Annotated in this window: 18 protein-coding genes and 1 pseudogene; 11 read left to right on the top strand and 8 right to left on the bottom strand. The window is 67.1% G+C overall.

The genetic code is table 11. From position 1 onward, the window contains the following. Nucleotides 1-36 precede the first annotated feature (36 nt). Together hmgA and MUK72_RS12745 are read left to right on the top strand one after the other, a co-directional pair. Nucleotides 37-1,248, top strand: a complete 1,212-nt coding sequence (gene hmgA, locus MUK72_RS12750) for a hydroxymethylglutaryl-CoA reductase (NADPH) (protein WP_244701509.1) — start codon at nucleotides 37-39, stop codon at nucleotides 1,246-1,248. Between the two features lie 52 nt (nucleotides 1,249-1,300). Beyond that, entirely contained in the window at nucleotides 1,301-1,669 is a 369-nt protein-coding gene (locus tag MUK72_RS12745) for a hypothetical protein (RefSeq protein WP_244701506.1), read from the top strand. Here MUK72_RS12745 and MUK72_RS12740 read toward each other — a convergent pair whose 3' ends face one another. After that, the gene (locus tag MUK72_RS12740) at nucleotides 1,670-2,917 is read right to left on the bottom strand and encodes an ABC transporter permease (protein ID WP_244701503.1); all 1,248 of its coding nucleotides are present in this window, start codon (nucleotides 2,915-2,917) and stop codon (nucleotides 1,670-1,672) included. It abuts the gene before it with no gap. Next, nucleotides 2,918-3,649 (bottom strand): ABC transporter ATP-binding protein, encoded by a 732-nt coding sequence (locus MUK72_RS12735; protein ID WP_244701501.1) that lies wholly within the window; start codon nucleotides 3,647-3,649, stop codon nucleotides 2,918-2,920. A gap of 116 nt (nucleotides 3,650-3,765) precedes the next feature. Between MUK72_RS12735 and MUK72_RS12730 the strand changes: the two genes are divergently transcribed. Next, nucleotides 3,766-4,932 (top strand): hypothetical protein, encoded by a 1,167-nt coding sequence (locus MUK72_RS12730; RefSeq protein ID WP_244701498.1) that lies wholly within the window; start codon nucleotides 3,766-3,768, stop codon nucleotides 4,930-4,932. 3 nt (nucleotides 4,933-4,935) lie between these two features. On the opposite strand, the gene MUK72_RS12725 is transcribed toward MUK72_RS12730, so the two are convergent. Continuing rightward, complete coding sequence (locus MUK72_RS12725) at nucleotides 4,936-5,460, bottom strand: DUF5817 domain-containing protein (protein WP_244701495.1); 525 nt, start codon at nucleotides 5,458-5,460, stop codon at nucleotides 4,936-4,938. A 60-nt stretch (nucleotides 5,461-5,520) separates the two neighbouring features. Here MUK72_RS12725 and MUK72_RS12720 point away from each other — a divergent pair, with 60 nt between their 5' ends. Together MUK72_RS12720 and MUK72_RS12715 are read left to right on the top strand one after the other, a co-directional pair. Continuing rightward, entirely contained in the window at nucleotides 5,521-5,856 is a 336-nt protein-coding gene (locus MUK72_RS12720) for a cupin domain-containing protein (protein WP_244701492.1), read from the top strand. Between the two features lie 51 nt (nucleotides 5,857-5,907). After that, on the top strand, nucleotides 5,908-6,138 hold the full coding sequence (locus MUK72_RS12715) for a hypothetical protein (RefSeq protein WP_244701489.1): 231 nt from the start codon (nucleotides 5,908-5,910) through the stop codon (nucleotides 6,136-6,138). Between the two features lie 7 nt (nucleotides 6,139-6,145). Here the strand turns inward: MUK72_RS12715 and icd are convergent, their stop codons facing one another. After that, a complete protein-coding gene (gene icd / locus MUK72_RS12710; protein WP_244701472.1) occupies nucleotides 6,146-7,399 on the bottom strand; it encodes an isocitrate dehydrogenase (NADP(+)) in 1,254 nt (417 codons plus the stop codon). A gap of 101 nt (nucleotides 7,400-7,500) precedes the next feature. Here icd and MUK72_RS12705 point away from each other — a divergent pair, with 101 nt between their 5' ends. Both MUK72_RS12705 and map read left to right on the top strand, forming a co-directional pair. Continuing rightward, nucleotides 7,501-8,349, top strand: a complete 849-nt coding sequence (locus tag MUK72_RS12705) for an isoaspartyl peptidase/L-asparaginase (RefSeq protein WP_244701469.1) — start codon at nucleotides 7,501-7,503, stop codon at nucleotides 8,347-8,349. Nucleotides 8,350-8,495: 146 nt separating this feature from the next. Beyond that, nucleotides 8,496-9,389, top strand: coding sequence for a type II methionyl aminopeptidase (map, locus tag MUK72_RS12700; RefSeq protein WP_244701466.1), 894 nt, complete (start codon nucleotides 8,496-8,498; stop codon nucleotides 9,387-9,389). A gap of 292 nt (nucleotides 9,390-9,681) precedes the next feature. On the opposite strand, the gene MUK72_RS12695 is transcribed toward map, so the two are convergent. Continuing rightward, a complete protein-coding gene (locus MUK72_RS12695; protein ID WP_244701463.1) occupies nucleotides 9,682-10,419 on the bottom strand; it encodes a proteasome assembly chaperone family protein in 738 nt (245 codons plus the stop codon). Between the two features lie 80 nt (nucleotides 10,420-10,499). On the opposite strand from MUK72_RS12695, the gene MUK72_RS12690 reads away from it, so the two are divergent. From MUK72_RS12690 to MUK72_RS12680, 3 genes are all read left to right on the top strand, one after another. After that, complete coding sequence (locus MUK72_RS12690; protein WP_244701460.1) at nucleotides 10,500-11,408, top strand: RsmB/NOP family class I SAM-dependent RNA methyltransferase; 909 nt, start codon at nucleotides 10,500-10,502, stop codon at nucleotides 11,406-11,408. Then, nucleotides 11,405-11,926 carry a DUF7122 family protein gene (locus tag MUK72_RS12685; protein ID WP_244701457.1) on the top strand — a complete coding sequence of 174 codons (522 nt, stop codon included), beginning with the start codon at nucleotides 11,405-11,407 and terminating at the stop codon, nucleotides 11,924-11,926. Before MUK72_RS12690 ends, MUK72_RS12685 begins: the two co-directional genes overlap by 4 nt. Nucleotides 11,927-12,095: 169 nt before the next feature. Beyond that, nucleotides 12,096-12,905 (top strand): DUF7847 domain-containing protein, encoded by an 810-nt coding sequence (locus MUK72_RS12680; protein WP_244701454.1) that lies wholly within the window; start codon nucleotides 12,096-12,098, stop codon nucleotides 12,903-12,905. Nucleotides 12,906-12,907: 2 nt separating this feature from the next. Here the strand turns inward: MUK72_RS12680 and MUK72_RS12675 are convergent, their stop codons facing one another. Together MUK72_RS12675 and MUK72_RS12670 are read right to left on the bottom strand one after the other, a co-directional pair. Next, on the bottom strand, nucleotides 12,908-14,482 hold the full coding sequence (locus MUK72_RS12675) for a DUF790 family protein (protein ID WP_244701451.1): 1,575 nt from the start codon (nucleotides 14,480-14,482) through the stop codon (nucleotides 12,908-12,910). A gap of 39 nt (nucleotides 14,483-14,521) precedes the next feature. Then, nucleotides 14,522-15,859: a DEAD/DEAH box helicase family protein gene (locus tag MUK72_RS12670; RefSeq protein WP_244701448.1), complete on the bottom strand. Its 1,338-nt coding sequence runs from the start codon at nucleotides 15,857-15,859 to the stop codon at nucleotides 14,522-14,524. Between the two features lie 100 nt (nucleotides 15,860-15,959). Between MUK72_RS12670 and MUK72_RS12665 the strand changes: the two genes are divergently transcribed. Beyond that, nucleotides 15,960-16,586 carry a nucleotide exchange factor GrpE gene (locus MUK72_RS12665; protein ID WP_244701445.1) on the top strand — a complete coding sequence of 209 codons (627 nt, stop codon included), beginning with the start codon at nucleotides 15,960-15,962 and terminating at the stop codon, nucleotides 16,584-16,586. Here the strand turns inward: MUK72_RS12665 and MUK72_RS12660 are convergent. Then, nucleotides 16,576-17,282 (bottom strand): annotated as a pseudogene (locus MUK72_RS12660) (YqjF family protein). The gene MUK72_RS12665 and the pseudogene MUK72_RS12660 sit on opposite strands and share 11 nt — an antisense overlap. Nucleotides 17,283-17,472 lie beyond the last annotated feature (190 nt).

The raw sequence follows: 17,472 nt of genomic DNA, 5'->3' as shown, positions 1-17,472 counted from the left end.
GGAACTGGTTAGAACCGTCCCGCCGAGGGGTGAGCCATGAGCGACGCCGCGGAGCTCGTCGACCGCGTCAGGGACGGCGAGATCGCCCTGCACGAACTGGAAGCGCACGCCGATGCCGACACCGCCGCCACCGCACGCCGGCGACTGGTGGCGGACGATACGGGAACGACCCTCGGTACGGTCGGCGAGTACGCCATCGACGCCGCCGACGCCGAACCGAACATCGAGAACATGATCGGCACGGTACAGATCCCGCTCGGCGTCGCCGGCCCGCTACCGGTCGCTGGCGAGCGCGCGGACAGCGAGAAATACCTCCCGCTCGCGACCACCGAGGGCGCGCTCGTCGCCTCGGTCAACCGCGGCTGTGCGGTGCTCCGGGCGGCCGACGGTGCGAACGCCAGAGTCACCAAGCGGGCGATGACGCGCGCGCCGGTCTTTCGAGTAACCGATATCGTCGAGGCCGAGGCGGTCGTCGAGTGGGTGCGCGACAACCGCGACGCGCTCGCCGACGCCGCCGAAGCGACGACGAGCCACGGCGAACTCGTCGACGTCACGCCCTACGCGGTCGGCGACTCGGTCTTCCTCCGCTTCGGCTACGACACGAAGGACGCGATGGGGATGAACATGGCGACGATCGCCACCGGCGAGGCCTGCGAGGTCGTCGAGAGCGAGACGAGCGCCGAACTCGTCGCGCTCTCCGGCAACCTCTGTACCGACAAGAAACCCGCCGCGATCAACGCCGTCGAAGGGCGGGGTAGGAGCGTGACTGCCGACGTCCGAATTCCGAACGACGTCGTCGAGGAGCACCTGCACGCCACTCCCGAGGCGATCGCGGAACTCAACACCAGGAAGAACCTCATTGGATCGGCCAAGGCAGGGAGTCTGGGGTTCAATGCCCACGCCGCGAACGTCGTCGCCGCCGCGTTCCTGGCGACCGGCCAGGACGCCGCACAGGTCGTCGAGGGAGCGAACGCCATCACGACCGTCGAGGCCCGCGAGGACGAACTGTACGCGAGCGTCTCGCTCGCGAGTCTGGAGGTCGGTACCGTGGGCGGCGGAACGAAACTGCCGACCCAGTCCGAGGGGCTCTCCGTGCTCGGCCTGCGCGGCGGCGGCGACCCGCCGGGCGCGAACGCCGACCGTCTCGCCGAGGTGATCGCCGCGGGCGCGCTCGCGGGCGAACTGTCCCTCCTGGGGGCGCTCGCCTCCCGCCATCTCTCCAGCGCGCACGCCGAACTCGGGCGGTAGGTCGGGCCGCGGCCGGTGACGACATAAATCAGGAGCGAGAAACGGGGACGCCATGACCGAGATCGAACGCGTCGTCCTCGACCCGGATCTGGTCGTCACGGCGCTCCAGCAGAAGTACGTCGATTCGATTCCCGGCGAGCCAGCGATCCGCGTCACGCCGGACGGCGAGACGGAGATGGTCATCTACGACGACGCATTCACACAGCCCGAATCGGGCGTCGCGTTGCGGCCCGAGCGGTTCGTCGGCGACCTCGATCTACCCGATCCCGACGCGGAGCTCGATGATGAAGAGATCGAGAAACTCGGCGAGCGCCTCGGCTCGGAGGTGCGTCCGGAACTGAAAGACGAGGTCGATCTGAACGCCGACCGCGATGGAGCCGAAAACCGCGTCCCGGTCGAGTACCACAAAAACGATCCCTGACTACTCGTAGCGAAGCGCGTCGATCGGATCGACGCGTGCCGCGCGCCACGCCGGGTAGAGCCCGGCAACGACGCCGACGAGGATCCCAACGGCCACGGCGATCGCGAACCAGCCGTAGGCCGGCGTGAACGCCACCTCGGCGTAGATCGTCGCGCCGTAGCTCACCGCGATCCCGAGCGGGAGCCCGACGACGGCCCCCACAGCGCCCAGGATCGTGGCCTCGGCGAGAAAGAGTCCCATCACGTCGCGGTTGCGCGCGCCGACGGCCTTCATGATCCCGATCTCGCGGGTGCGCTCGGCGACGCTGACGAGCATGATATTGGCGATGCCGATGGCGGCGACGACGAGCGCGATCACCGCGATCGCCGTGACGAACCGCGTGACCTGGCCGACGATCTCCTGGATCTCCTCGACGAAGTCGCCGCTCGTCTGCGCCGTCAGCTCGACCGATTCGGGCTTCAGTTCGGCAGCATCCGACCCCGCGAGATAGCTCTGGACGCTTCCCTTCACGGTGCTCACCCGCGCGGGGTCGGCGACGACCGTGAGCTGGGGATAGGCGCGCTGGCTCGCGCCGACGGCCGGGCTTTCGAGGGTGCGCTCGTAGAACGGGTCGGTCGGCACGTAGAACCGCGGCTGGCCGGCGAAGGAGGCAAAGGGCAGCTGGCCGGCCGTCCGGTTGACGACGCCGACGACGTCGACGGTCGTCTCGTTGCCGTCCTCCGATTCGATCGAGAGTCGATCGCCGACCGAGAGGTTCTCCTCGAAGGCCTGTCTGGCCGAGCGGCTGACGACGGCCTCCTCAGCGCCCGGACGAAAGGACCGGCCGTCGACGATCGCGTCCTGGGGGAACGAGGCGGGCGTCGTGGCAGTGATCTGGTTTCTCGAAACCGTGTCGTTGGCGTGGGTGATCGCGCTCGTGCGGACGTTCCCACGCGGCAGGACCTGCCGCACACCCTGTGTGTTCTCCAACTGATCGATGTCGTGTTCGGTGAACACGGGCTGACTGACTCCGCCGAAGCCCGGTCCGCCGTCGTCGTCATCGCCGGCGGGCGTCGGGAGCACGTAGACGTTGCTCGCACTCGACGAGCCGACCTCGCTCACGATGTCGGCCTCGACGCTCGCACCGACCGAGGCGAAGGTCACGACCGACGCGATGCCGATGACCACGCCGATCACCGTAAGCGCCGAGCGGAGTTTGTGCGAGCGGATCGACCGTCCGGCCATCCGCAGCGTCTCGCTGGCGTCCATCTACGCGTCCCGTCCCGCCCTGTCGAGCTGTTCGATCGACTCGATGAGCCCATCACGGATGTGGATGATCCGGTCGGCGTGCTCGGCGATGGCTCGTTCGTGGGTCACCAGGAGAACGGTGTTGCCGCGGGCGTTCACGTCGTCGAGCAGCCCCATGATCTCCGCTCCGGTCTCGGTGTCGATGTTGCCGGTCGGTTCGTCGGCGAGTACCACCGCGGGATCGGGGGCGAGCGCGCGGGCGATGGCGACGCGCTGGCGCTGACCGCCCGAGAGTTCGTTCGGGCGGTGGTCGCGACGGTCGCCGAGCCCCACGAGTGAGAGCAGTTCGCGGGCGCGCTCGCGGCGGCGCTCGCGCGGCCAGTCGTCGAACAGGAGAGGGAGGGCGACGTTCTCGATCGCGTCCAGGCGCGGCATGAGGTTGAACGTCTGGAAGACGAAGCCGATCTCCGTGCCGCGGATCCCGGCGCGTTCGGCTTCCGAATCCGTCCCGACGTCGTGGCCGGCGACCATGACCCGACCCTCGGTCGGTGTGTCGAGCGCGCCGACGAGGTTCAACAACGTGCTCTTGCCCGAACCGCTCGGTCCCATCACAGCGGTGTACGAGCCCGCAGCGAGCGCGAGCGAGACGCCGGCGAGCGCCTCGACCGTGCCGCCGAGGTCGTAGGTCTTCCGCACGTCCGCGAGTCGGACCACCCGGTCGTCGGCCGACGGCGTCTCGGCTGTGGAACTCACTGGGAACGATAGCGGACTCGGCCCAATGAAGATATCGTCGCTCGACACCGAGCGGGGAGACGGACGAGTTGGGCCGCGACCGTGGGTATTTACTCGTCCAGTGCGAAAGATTGGCAATGGACGATTCCGGAACCCGTGGGCGCGTCTCGCCCGCCATCGCCCTCGTGCTGCTCTGCGTCGTGGGGGCAGTCGTCGGTGGCGTGGCGTTCGCCCAGTCGACCGACGGCCCGTCCGGCGAGGCGATTCTCGACGATGCCCACGAGAAGTACGAGAGCGCCGAGACGCTCACCGGCAGCGCCGACGTCACGGTGTCGAACGCGAGCGCGAACCACACCGGTACCGTCGAGTACGCGCTCGCCGACGACGAGGGCGCGCGCGTCGCGCTCACGACGGACGGCCGAACGGTGGCGATGGGCACCAACGGCAGCGTCGCCTGGGTCGATTCGCCCACGCTCCAGCGTGCGTGGACCGTCGAGAACGGCTCGGAGAACGCGAGCGAACTCTGTGAGGCGGTCCGCGAGCGCGCGGCGACGTTCGACGCCAACGACTCGGCTCCAGGAGCCGAGAAGATGGAGGCGGCCGCGGTGAACCTCTCGACCGTCGACTGCGAGTCGCTGCCGGCGGAGTGGGATGAGACGAAAAGCTCGCTCCCGACGAACCTCTCCGAGGCGAACCTCAGCGCGACCCGGACCGGCACCGAAACCATCGACGGAACCGAGGCGTACGTCGTTTCGCTCAGCCACGACAACGAGAGCGTCGACGCCGAGGGAACGGCCTGGATCGCGACGAACGACTCGCGACTACTCAAGGCGCGTGTCACCGACGGGGCGAACACGACGACCGTGCGCTACGACGACCAGCGCTTCAACGCGAGCGTCCACGAGAGCACGTTCGCGCCGCCGGCCGACCGCGCCGCGAGCACGACCGAGAGCTACGACGCGTTCGACGCCACGAACGAGGCCGTCGACGGTAATCTCCCGACGCTCGCCGCCGACGGGTTCGAGTTTCAGGAAGCGACCGTCGCGGGGACCGGCGACGGAACGATCGTCGCCCAGCAGTACGCGGACGGCGCGACGAACGCCACGCTCGTCACGACCGACGACGAGCAGGTCCCCTACGAGCAGTTGAACGGGACGAGCGTCACAGTCGACGGCACGGACGCGACCGCGGCGACGATGGACGGCCGGACGGTGGTCGTCTGGACCGACGGGGAGACTACCCACGCGCTCGTGACCGAGGGTTCGACCGACGAGGCGGTCGCGCTCGCCGAAGCGGTCGAATAATTCTCAGAGCGAGCGGTACCGTCCCTGATGTTCGCTTGCCGCACCCCGACGGACGAGTTTTTCGAGTGCGCGCTCGGTGAACTCCGTGGGGACATCACGCTCGCACGCATACGTGACGATCTCCTCCTCGGTCGGGCGATCGAGATCGGCGAGCGCCGCACGGACGATATCCATCCGGCTCTGACTTCCACTCCCCTCGCCACCCTCGGTCGCGCGCTCGCCCGCCTCGCGCACCGCCTCGGCGTCGAGTCCCGACCGTTCGAGATACTCGTCGTCGCTCATCCCACCGTTCTCGGCACGCGATTCGAGCGCGGCGAACGAGTCAAGCTCGTCGGGTGCGTGCTCGCTGCGATCGGCCAACAGTGTGGTGCGAGCCTGGCGGGCGGCGTCGGCGGTGTCGGTCTCGGCGAACTTCGTGAGCCGCTCGAAGCGATGGCGGGTGCGACAGCCGGGACAGCTCGTCGTCTCCGGGCGACCCTCGACGACCCAGAAGCTCCCGCAGTCACTGCAGCCGACGACCGCGTACATGCTCGAATTTGCATATCGACCCTGTTGAACCTTTAGGTAGCCACGGAACGAGGGAGGGTCATGGAACTCATCGGCACCGAACGTGAATCGACCGAAGCGATCGACGGCGTCCACCTCGCGATGCTGGCCAGCGGCGAGGCAATGAGCGTTCAGCGGTTCGCGGTCGAACCGGGTGCGACCGTCCCGGCACACAGCCACCCCAACGAGCAGGCCGGCTATCTCGTCGCGGGAACGCTGACCTTCCTCCTCGACGACGAGGAGCGCGAACTCGGCCCGGGCGACAGCTACGTGCTCGCCGGCGGGGAGTCCCACGGCGTCGAAAATCGTGGCAAGGACATCGTCCGCGGCATCGACGTTTTCAGTCCGCCAAGGGAAAACCCCGACTGGGCGGAGTGAGAAACGACGGCTCTACGAAACGATTATTTCGTTCGTTCTCCGGTGGGACGTATGAACCGAACGCTCAGGCGCACCGGTACGACGGTCGGCCTCGTGCTCTACGCCATCTGGCTGCTCGCCGTCGTCGTACTGATCGTCACACAGCTCCTTCCCGGAGCGGTCCCGACGACCGTCGAGTGGGTGGTCGTTGCAGGAGCGGTGGTGGGGTTCGTCGTCGGGCTCGGACGAATCATCTATCGAACGCCGCAGTACGTCGCAAAAATCCGGGGATGGCTGTCGTAGCGCCGATTCAGGCGTTGTCTTCGATGCTGTCGACGACGACGTCGGCGAACTCGCTGGTGGCGAGTTTCTCCCCGCCGTCGATCTGGCGGTGGATGTCGTAGGTGACCTTCTTCGAGGAGATTGCGTCCTCGACGCCGTCGTAGATCAGGTCGGCGGCGTCGTTCCAGCCGAGCTGGTCGAGCATGATGCGACCCGAGAGGATCATCGCGGTCGGGTTGACCTTGTCCTGGCCGGCGTATTTCGGCGCGCTGCCGTGGACGGGTTCGGCGAGGAGGCGGCCGTCGCCGATGTTCGCGCCGGGGGCGATGCCGAGACCGCCGATCTGTGCGCCGGCGGCGTCCGAGAGGTAGTCCCCGTTGAGGTTCGGCATGGCGAGGACGTCGTACTCGCCCGTTCGGGTGAGGATCTGCTGGAGCATGTTGTCGGCGATGCGGTCGTTAACGACCACGTCGGCGTCGGGCGCTTCGCCGTCGCGCTCGTCCCAGAGGGTGTCCTCGGTGATCACGTTCTCGCCGTACTCCTCACGGGCGACCTCGTAGCCCCAGTCGCGGAAGGTGCCCTCGGTGAACTTCATGATGTTGCCCTTGTGGACCAAGGTCACCGATTCGCGGCCGTTTTCGAGCGCGTAGTCGATGGCCTGGCGGACGAGGCGTTTCGTACCGAACTCCGAGATGGGCTTGATGCCGATACCGACGGGTCCCTCGTGGATCGACTCGGTGAAGCCCATCTCCTCCTCGACGAACTCCCGCACTCGCTCGGCCTCGTCGGTGCCGGCCTCCCACTCGATGCCGGCGTAGACGTCCTCGGTGTTCTCCCGGAAGTTGACCATGTCCATCGCGTCGGGGTCCTTCACGGGGGAGGGGACGCCCTTGATGTGGTAGGTCGGCCGCATGTTCGTGTAGAGATCGAGTCGTTTGCGGAGCGCGACGTTGAGGCTTCGGTAGCCCGCACCGACGGGCGTCGTCAGCGGGCCCTTGATGCCGACCTTGAACTCACGCAGCGCGTCGAGCGTGTCGTCGGGAAGGTTCTCGTCGTAGCGCTCGCGGGCGGATTCGCCGGCGTAGATGCGCATCCAGTGGATCTCTCGACCGGTAGCTTCGGCGGCCGCACCGAGTACCCGCTGGGCGGCCGGGGCGACGTCCGTTCCGATGCCGTCGCCGTGGATGATGGGAACGACGGGATCGTCGGGCACGTTGAGCTCGCTGTCGTCGCTGGTTATCTGCTCGCCCGCGCTCGGAACGTCGACCCGTTCATAAGACATACCGAAGATTTGCCCGGCCGTGCCAAAAGGCCTGTCTTTCGCAAACGTCCGTTGAGGACGGGTTCGGGAGCGTTATGCCGGTTGCTGCCGCGTCACGGACCATGCAGCTCATCGTTCACGGCGGTGCGGGCGACGAACCGGACGAACCCGATCGACGACAGTCGGTTCTCGACGAGGCCGCCGCCATCGGGGCGGACGCGACGACGCCGGTCGACGCCGTCGTGAGCGCGATCGATATCCTCGAAGCGGACCCACGATTCAACGCCGGCGTCGGCGGGGCGATCCAGGCCGACGGGGTCGTCAGAACCGATGCCGGGATCATGACCGACGAGCGGAGGGCGGGTGCAGCCTGTTCGATGCCCGGGGTTCGCCACGCGATCGGCGTCGCTCATCGTGTCATGGAGGAGACGCCACACGTGCTTCTCGCGGGCGAGCACGCCGTCGCGCTCGCCGAGGGGTTCGACATCGTGCCGGAAGAGCTCACGACCGACCACACACGCGAGCGGTTCGCGGCCGCCGACCCACCCGAGACGGACGAGATCGGAGACCGCATCGAGTGGGTGCGCGAGCGGTTCGGCGGGGCGGACACGGTCGGTGCGGTCGCCGTCGACGAGGGGCGCGTCGCGGCCGCGACCTCGACTGGCGGGCGGTGGTTCGCCCTCGCTGGCCGAGTCGGCGACGTGCCACAGATCGGCTGTGGGTTCTACGCCTCGCCAGCCGGCGGGGCGAGCGCGACCGGTGCCGGCGAGGACATCGCTCGGACGACGCTCGCGCGGGAGGCGGTGCGACGGCTCGAAGACGGCGAGCAGCCCACGAACGCCGCGGCGAACGCCATCGACGAGTACGAGGAGCTGACCGGCTCCACGGCCGGCGTCATCGTCCTCGACGAGTCAGGACAAGCAGGCAGTGCGTACAACTCGGCAGCGATGCAGACGAGCACCGATCTCTGAGAGGAGGGGGGGGGGCTTTCGTGATTTGTACTGTCCAAAACCGATCGATCCGTGGAACGCTGGTTCACGTTCGATGACCGTTGGAATCACTACGGCAGTTCTCCCGAGAACGGCAGACCTTTGGCCCGAACGCCCCATCATACGGTATGAGCGACGTGGACCTCTCGGACGAGGAGCACGAGAAATGCCGCGAGGCGGGCGAGATCCTCGCGCAGGTGCGCGACGAAGCCGCAGAGCGCGTCGAGGTCGGCGTGAGCCATCTCGAAATCGCCCAGTGGGCCGAGGAGCGCACGCGCGAACTGGGCGGCGAGCCGGCCTTCCCGGTCAACATCTCGATCGACGAGGAGGCCGCCCACGCGACGCCGAGCATCGACGAGGATACCACCTTCGGCGAGGAGATGGTGAACCTCGACATCGGCGTCCACGTCGATGGCTGGCTCGCCGATACCGCCGTCACCGTCGATCTCTCGGGCAATCCCGACCTCGCCGAAGCGCCCGAGGCCGCGCTGGAGGCCGCACTCGAACTCGTCGAGGACGGTGTTAGCACGGGCGAGATCGGTGCACGCATCGAGGAGGTCATCGACGACTACGGCTACAACCCGGTCGTCAATCTCACTGGGCACGGGCTCGCCCACTGGGAGCAGCATACGCCGCCAAACATCCCGAACCGCGCGGTGAGCCAGAGCGTCGAGCTCGAAGCCGGCGACGTGGTCGCCATCGAGCCGTTCGCCACCGACGGCAGCGGCAAGGTCGGCGAGGGCAACGAGGCCGAGATCTTCGCGCTCGAAAACGAACGCTCGGTCAGAAACCGCGACGCGCGCGAGGCACTCGATCAGATCACCGACCAATTCCGTACCCTCCCGTTCGCGACGCGCTGGCTCGACGTCGATCGGCCGGAAATGGCGCTGCGCCGGCTCGAACGCCAGAACGTCGTCCACAGCTATCCCGTACTCAAGGAGAGCGCGGGCAATCTCGTCAGCCAGAAAGAGCACACCGTCATCGTCACCGAAGACGGCTGTGAAGTGACGACCGAACGCTGAAACGGCGGCCGCCAGCCGCCGGCGGTAGCGGTGCGGTTGCGGTGCAGTTCCTGGCGGATGAAGGGCGAGGCGCGAGCGACCGAAGGGAGCGAGTAGCGAACGTAGTGAGCGCGCCGAGGGCTTCAGCGGTGCTGTGCGGTACGGTTTGCGGAGAACAAAGTGTCCGCGCGAGCGTAGCGAGCGCGGTTCACCGCGAGTGAGCGAAGCGAACGAGCGGGTGTTTTTAGCGTAGCTTTTTGCAAGCGGGGATCAAGCGAGCGAAGCGAGCGCGACCCCCCGCAGTAAAAAGGTACTATTGGAACATCCGGATCGGCTCGGCCTGTGAGCTCTCCTCGTCGGCCTGGTGCATTCGTTCGGCGAGGCGTTCGCGGGCTTCCTGGATCTCCTCAGCCTGTTCGACGAGATCGGACGTGTCGATCCCGATGCCGGTGAGCGGTTCGATGCCGTGTTCGAGGATCGCGCGGGCGGCTTCGGGATCGGGGAACTGCGGGTTGGTCTCGGCGATGAGGCCGACGCTCGTGAGGTTGGTTTGCTCGGCGTGATAGAGCAGCGCGCCGGTCGGGCCGCTCACGAGACCGCCCTCGGCAGGTGGGACGATGCCGGCCTCGTCGAGTAGGTCGTTGCCCGTGCCGGTCGATATCCCGTAGACTTCGGGTACCTCGTCGGACTGATCGGGCAGGCCGCTGAGGTAGAGCGGGGTGACGTCGTTGTCGGCGAGCCAGCCGGTGATGCAGGTGGCGAACTCGGTCGCCTCGCTCGGTGAGACCGGGACGTCGCTCTGGAGCACGAGGAGGTCTCGTTCGGCGTCGGCGTGGAGGCGCACGGGCGGTCTGAGGGCGGAGCGCTCGCCGCGATAGACGCCGACCTCCGGGACGCCGCTGCAGTGGATGCCGGCGTAGTAGTCCATCTCGAAGGCATCGACGAGGTGGTCGGCGACGATCTTGCCCACCAGTCCGACGCCCGGTAACCCCTCGACGAGCGTCGGTTCGTCGAGTTCGATATCGTCCGCCGCGACGTCGACGTGTGCCATGCTGGCATCTTCATCGCGGGGCACCTTAAGGCTCCCCCGACTCCGAAATCGACAAGCGACCCCGGACGGATGGTTCCCTAATGGACGTTCTCGAACGGTACGAACCGCTCGTCGACGATTTCTCGGCGTTCCGTGCGGCCTGCGAGCGCCCGCTCCCGTCGGTCGTCCGGGTGAACGAGATCAAGGCGATGCCAGAGCGAGCGATGGACGCACTCGACGACGAGGGTGTGGAGTACGAGCCCGTCGAGTGGCATCCGGGACTTCTCAGACTCGATTCGACCAGCCCGGGGCGGACGTGGGGGGCCTATCACGGCTGGCTGCACGGCCAGGAGGAGGTCTCGACGCTGCCGGCGCTCGTCTGTGATCCCGATCCCGGTGAGCGCGTCTGGGCGGCCTGTGCAGCCCCCGGCGGGAAGGCAACCCAGCTCGCCGCACTCGCCGATGACGAGGGGACGATCGTCGCGAACGATCGGAGTTTGGGCCGGCTCTCGGCGCTCCGATTCAACGCCGAACGCCTCGGCGTCACCTCGATGGCGGTGACGAACCGCGATGCACGGAACTACTCGCTCAAGCCGTTCGATTTCGACGAGTTCGATCGCGCGCTCGTGGACGCGCCGTGTTCGTGCGAGGGGACGATCCGGAAGAACCCGGACGCGCTCGACGAGTGGTCGCTCGAATATATCGACACCATCGCCGCAACGCAGGAATCGATCCTCCGGCGGGCGGTGCAGGCGACCCGTTCCGGAGGGTGCGTGGTGTACTCGACCTGTACGTTCGCGCCCGAGGAGAACGAGGCCGTGCTCGACAGCGTTCTTTCGGCCGAGGATTGCCGACTCGTCGAGTTCTCCTGTGATCTCGAAACCCGCCCCGGCGTCACCGAGTGGCAGGGCGAAGCGTTCGATCGGAGTGTGCAGAAGGCCAAACGGATCTACCCCCATCTGAACGACACGGGCGGCTTTTTCTGCGCGAAGGTGGAGGTCGGCGGATGAGCGACCGAGCGAACGACGGTTCGCAGCTCGATCGCCTGCCCGCCACCGCCGACGAGCGCGTCGTCGAGGGCCGAGCCACGCGCCAGGAAGTCCTCGATTTCTGGGACGAACGCTACACGATCGCCCCCAAGACCTTCGAGAACTATTCGTTCTGGGAGAAAGGTGGGGGAAAGCTCTGGGCGTTTCGTGGCGCGGTAGCGAGCCCGCTCGAAGCCGAGGCACTTGGGATGACGTTTCTCCGCACGCGCCAGGAACACTGGAAACCGACCACGAACGCGGTCCAGCGCTTCGGGCGGCATGCCGAGAAAAACGTCGTCGAGTTGGCCGATGCCGAAGCGCGGCGGTTCGTCGCCGGCGAGGACCAATCCATCGACTGGGACGGCGACTGGGGCTATCTGATCGCGGCCCACGACCTCGCCGGCGAGCGCGAACCCCTTGGTGTCGGTCTCTTCATCGACGGCGAGCTCCGCTCACAGGTGCCGAAGGGTCGACGTCGCGAACTGATCGATGGAGAGTGACCTGACTGCCCCACCAGCACCATGCTGCTGACGAGCGAGACGACGATGAGCAGGCTCGGCAGGAGCTTCGAGATAGAGGTGTTCGAGGTCGATGACTCAGCAGCGACTTTCTGTCGTTGCTCGGTGTCGGTAACAAAGTATTTGACGGCCCTCGACATTCGATGCTGACATGGGTGCGATATCCGCAGGACGTCGATCGATCGCCGCAGTGATCCGCAATCCGATCCTCATCGTCGTCGCGTTGGTGCTCGGACTCGTCCAACTGCCACAGATATTCATGCAGTCGGTCGATTCACCCGCCATCGTGATCGCTTCCGGACTGCTCTCGTTGCTCTTGCTACTGCTCTATCCGTTCTTCTTCGGCGGCATCATCGGCATGGGCAACGAAGCCGTCACGGGAACGACGAGCCTCGGGACGTTCGTGCGTGCCGGCAAGGCGAACTACGTCTCCATGCTCGGTGCCCTTCTCATCATGATGTGTCTGGGAGTGGTGTACGTCATCGCGCTGTTCGTCATCGGCGCTATCGGCGGTTTTGCCGTCGTTTCCGCAAGCGGTGATGCAGTCGGTGGAGCCGCGATCCTCGCCATCGCCGCCGTCGTTCTGGTGGCGTTCCTGCTGTACTTCGTGCTGTTCTTTTTCATCCAGTTCTTCGGCCAGGCGATCGTGATCGACGATCTCGGCGCTGTCGATGGGTTCAAGCGTAGCGTGGGAGCGGTTCGCGGTCACAAACTCAGCACGCTCGGCTACATGCTCGTCGTCATGGTCATCAGCGGTGTTTTCGGTGCGTTCGGTGCAGTGCTCGGTCTGGTCGGGACGTTCCCGGCGACCGGTGGCGTGCAGACGCCCTCGCTCGGCGTCATCGCCGTGGCCGCAGTGGTGTTCCTCGTGCTCACCGGCGTCGTCGGCGCGTTCTCGATGACCTACGGGGTCGCGTTCTACCGCGACATCCGTCCGGCCGAATCGAGCACGTCGCCGTAGTTTCACCCCTTCTCGCACACCGTCCCGCCGCTCAACCCCTCCCACTCCACGCGATAGCCGAGCCGCGAGAGCACCGCGCTCGCGTCGTCGACCCCCGCCGCGGCGATCCGTTCTTCGACCGTCGAGAACGCCATCTCCGGTTCGATATCGGCGTCGAGTGCCGAGAGAACGGACGGACGGACAAGCGTCCGGCCGACCAGTTCGTGTTCGGGAAACCGTTTCCCCTCGATCGCGCTCTCGCTCACGCCGTGCTCGGCGGCGAGCGCCGCCAGCGAGATCGCGTCGTCCTCCGGGACGAGCTCGTCGGGCAGCGCCGCCGCACTCTCCGCGTTCAGTCGTTCCTCGTACTCTCGGAGTGCATCGCGGACGTCACGCACCCGCACCGATCCCGAATACGGGATGGCACGCGCGTCGCGGGCTTCGAGCTCCTCGCCGACGCCGAGCGACTCGTCGACCGCGACGACGAGCTCGACTGCCTCCAGCTCCTCGATCTGAGCGAGCTTCTTTTCGATGTACTCGGGCGTCCAGAACCCCATGATCTCGAAGAAGACACGAAAATCACGGGAAGACGCCGTCTTCCCTGCTCCCGAGTCGTCAGTGGCGACATCGGGAACCCCATGCTGCCACTCGAAGGCGAAATCGGGGATCATCACCCGCGCGCCGGTTTCGAGCGGTTCGGGTTCGCGGGTGAGCTCCCAGTCGAGATCGAGCGCGTCGAACCGGGCGGCGAAGTCGGCCTCCACCTGGCTGTCGTAGTCGATTTCGACCACCGGGTCGGTTCCCGGCGGCTGGAGATCGGCCTGCGTGAGTCGGAGTTCGCGCTCGGTGCCGCGGTCGTCGATCGTCGCCACAAGCTCCCACTCGCCTGCTTTCGCGACGCTTCTGAGCAGTCGAGCGAACCGGGTGCCGTAACGTCTGGTCCGGCGAAAGAGGCTGTCGGGGCCCGTCACGCGGACCTCGCGCTCGGAGAGCGCCGTTCCCGACTCGCCCGTCTTCCAGATCTCGTAGAGCAGTCGCAGCCGCTTGACTGCCGAGACGAGCGCCTTCGGATCGGAACTCCGCACGCGCAGTTCGGTCGCGTCGAACAGAGCTGTCTGTGCCTGCGAGAGGTCGTACTGGGCGCAGAGCTCCTCGGGATTCCAGGGAACGTCGAGGTCGACGAGAATCTGTCGCTCGTCGAGATCGGCGTACAGCGAGTCCGCAACCGTCCCCGACGTGGCATCGAGCCGATCGGCGGCCCGCGACAGCGCGCGCTCGCGGTCATCTTCGGTCACGACGCCGACGGATTCGGCGGCCGCGAACGCCGCACTACGGGCACGATCGGGAACCAGATCGCTGCGCGTCTCGAAGGTCGCCTCGCGCTCCAGGAGTTTGGCGAACCCGCGAACGAGTTTGAAATCGTCGGCCTCGCCTTCGAGAGCCCCAAGTGCGTCGTCGAGATCGGCGCGCGACCGACCGACGTGGCCCTGATAGACCCCGATGACTCGTGCCGCGAGCGGGCGATCTTCCCTGGCTGTGAACTGCGGGTGGTAGCCACCGCCCGCCCGCGACACCCGGAGGAGGTCCTTCGTGAGCACAGGATCGTTCGGGTGGCGACGGCCAAAACGCCCTCGTCCTCAGTGTCGGCGCTCGGCGACGCGCTCCTCGGCGGTCGCCTCGGTGACGACCTCGTAGAGCAGCGCCCGCCCGCCGTCCGCGGTGGGGCGCAACACCCGGCCGAGGCGCTGGGTGAACTCCCGTTCGGAGCCGCTCCCCGAGAGGACGATCGCGACGTTCGCGTCCGGCACGTCGACGCCCTCGTCCAGGACGTTCGCCGTGACGACCCGCGAGTAACTCCCGCTTCGGAACTTTTCGAGGATCTCGCGGCGCTCGCTCGCCCCCGTCTGATGGGTGATCGCCGGCAGGAGGAAGCGTTCCGAGAGGCGGTAGACGAGGTCGTTGTGCGCGGTGAAGACGATGATCCGATCCCCCTGGTGGCGATCGAGCAGGTCGGCGAGGGTCGCGATCTTGGCGTCGGCGTTCATCATCACCTCGCGGGCGCGCTGGTTCGCGAGCAACGCCTCGCGCGCCGCCGGATCGGAGCCCGAGCGCATGACGAGTTTTCGGTAGTCGCTGCCGCTTTGCATGTCGAGGTTCGACCGCGCGAGATAGTTCGTGAACGTCTCGCGATGCTCGTCGTACTCCGCCCGTTCCTCGTCGGAGAGCGCGACGTCGAGTCGCTTGATGTCGTAGGCCGCGAGGTGGTCGCCGGCGAGCTCGTCGGGCGCGATGTGATGGACGAGCGGGCCGCAGAGTGCTTCGATGACCTCGTGTGCGCCGTCGGGTCGCTCGAAGGTCGCCGTCAAGCCCAGTCTGGCGGGCGCGGCGAGCAGGCGGGCGATGTCGCGATAGCCCGCGCCACCGAGGTGGTGGACTTCGTCGAAGACGACGAGCCCGAACCGATCGCCGATGTCCTCGGCACGCAGGTACGCCGAATCGTAGGTCGCGACGGTGAGCGCCTCGACGCGCTGCTCGCCGCCGCCGAGCTGGCCGATCGGGACCCCGAATTCGGTTTCGAGCTCGCGTCGCCACTGCTCCAGGAGATCGATCGTGGGGACGACAACCAGTGCCGCGGTCCCCAGTTCCTCGATGGCTTCGATGCCGATGACGGTCTTCCCGCTGCCGGTCGGAAGTTCGAGACAGCCCTGATCGTCGTTCGCGCGCCACGCGTCGAGCGCCGTTTGCTGATATTCCCGCAGTTCGTAGGCCGAAGCAACATCGAGCGCTGGCGCAGCGAGGACGCGGTCGTCGTAATCGACCTCCTGCTCGTCGAGCGCCGCGACCAGCGCCGCGTAGCGCACGGCGGGCGCACGACCGGTCTTCGATCGCGGATCGCGTTCGACGGGGAGATCGAGATCGGCACCGCCCGCGACGCGGATGGTGCCGTCCTCGTAGGTGAGCGTGACGTCCGCCACGGCCGCCGTACGGGCGCGCGTCGTTAATCGCTGTCCATCCGCTCGCCGCTGCGCAGCGGCTTTCTGAATCCTTTTGTCCGTGTGTCGACTCGGTTCGAGCATGAGCGACAACGACGTCGGGGTCGACGAGTCGGCCGCCGAAGCGCCAGTCGACGACGAGGACGCGGGCACCGACGGCGTGACCGAGGACGAAGAGGGGTTCGAGAGCCTCGAAGCGCGCATCGAGGAGGCGACGACCGACGAACTCGCAGACGAGGTGCGTACGCTGCGCGAGCGCGCCGCGGACGCCGAGCGGAGCGTCGAGGAACGGGACGAAGAGATCGACGAGCTCGAATCGAAACTGACGCGCAAACAGGCGGACTTCCAGAACTACAAGCAGCGCACCGAGCGCCAGCAGGAGGAGCTGCGCGAGCGCGCCACCGAGGACCTCGTCGGGCGTCTGCTCGACGTCCGCGACAACCTCTCGCGAGCGCTCTCGCAGGACGAGGACGCGGACATCCGCCCGGGCGTCGAGAGCACGCTGGAGGAGTTCGACCGGATCCTCGACGAGGAGAACGTCACGGCGATCGAACCCGAGGCGGGCGATGCGGTCGATCCGCAGCGCCACGAGGTCATGCTGCGCGTCGACAGCGATCAGCCCGAAGACACGATCGCCGAACTCTACCGCCCGGGCTACGAGATGGGCGAGAAGGTGCTCCGCCCGGCACAGATCACCGTCAGCGAGTAGCGTCGTCCCGTGTTCGACTCGGCGACGCGGTGATGTCGACGCCTGGGCTGTAGTAACAGACCGGTTCCCCGGGCGGGTCGGCGAAGCCGTTTGCTCGAAAGAGAGAACTCTCCTCGATCGTCACGTCGGCGGGATACAGCGGCCAGGGATCGTGGTTCACGTTCGAGTAGCGAACGCTCCCGTCCGGCGCTTCGGTGTCGAACCGGTAGCGTTCGGTGAGAAACGTCGCCAGCGAATCGGGGCCTGGATCGAGCCGTTCGCCGGCGGGTTCGTAGCTCGCCCGGAACTCCACGGGTCTGGCTCCGGGATGGAGGCGTCGGCTCTCGAAGCGGTTGCGGCCGTTTCCGTCGCGCCCGTGGCGCATGCGTGCGTAGTAGTACGGGAGGTGATGGAACAGTCGTGCGCCGATCACGCCGAGGAGTCCCTCGGCGTCGAGGCTGAAGAAGTAGACGCTGGGCGTGCCGTCGACGGTGACGTAGGTTGGAGGTTGAGTTCCGGGAGATCGATGCCGAGTCGGCTCGGCAGCCGGTGCGGGCGGACGGCGGCGTTGGTGAACGGCACGACCGAGAGCCAGGCGCTGCCGTCGTGGCTATCGACGGCGAGCGTGTCGGGGAGGTGTGCCGAGACGACGTCGGGATCCACGGGCCAGTTGGCGAACAGGAGCTCTCGCCACTCCATCGCGAGCGCGACGACCATGCCCGATCGAGGGCGGCGAGCGGTTTGGCCCTTTCCGCTGGGGCGGACGAGCGGTCGTGTTGCGGTCCGATTTATACGCCGTGGGTCGCAAGCGGGGATGGCCCGAAAACCGCAGCAGGGGAGACCAGCGCGCGGTGGGATGAGTCGGCGTATCTAGCAACTTTTAACCGGCCCAAAGCGATAGTTGGGG

It is taken from the genome of Halococcus dombrowskii (genome assembly GCF_022870485.1).
Classification (GTDB): Archaea; Halobacteriota; Halobacteria; order Halobacteriales; family Halococcaceae; genus Halococcus; species Halococcus morrhuae.
The sequence above is the reverse complement of the archived record's forward strand: the minus strand, read 5'-3'. Positions and strand labels throughout refer to the sequence as shown.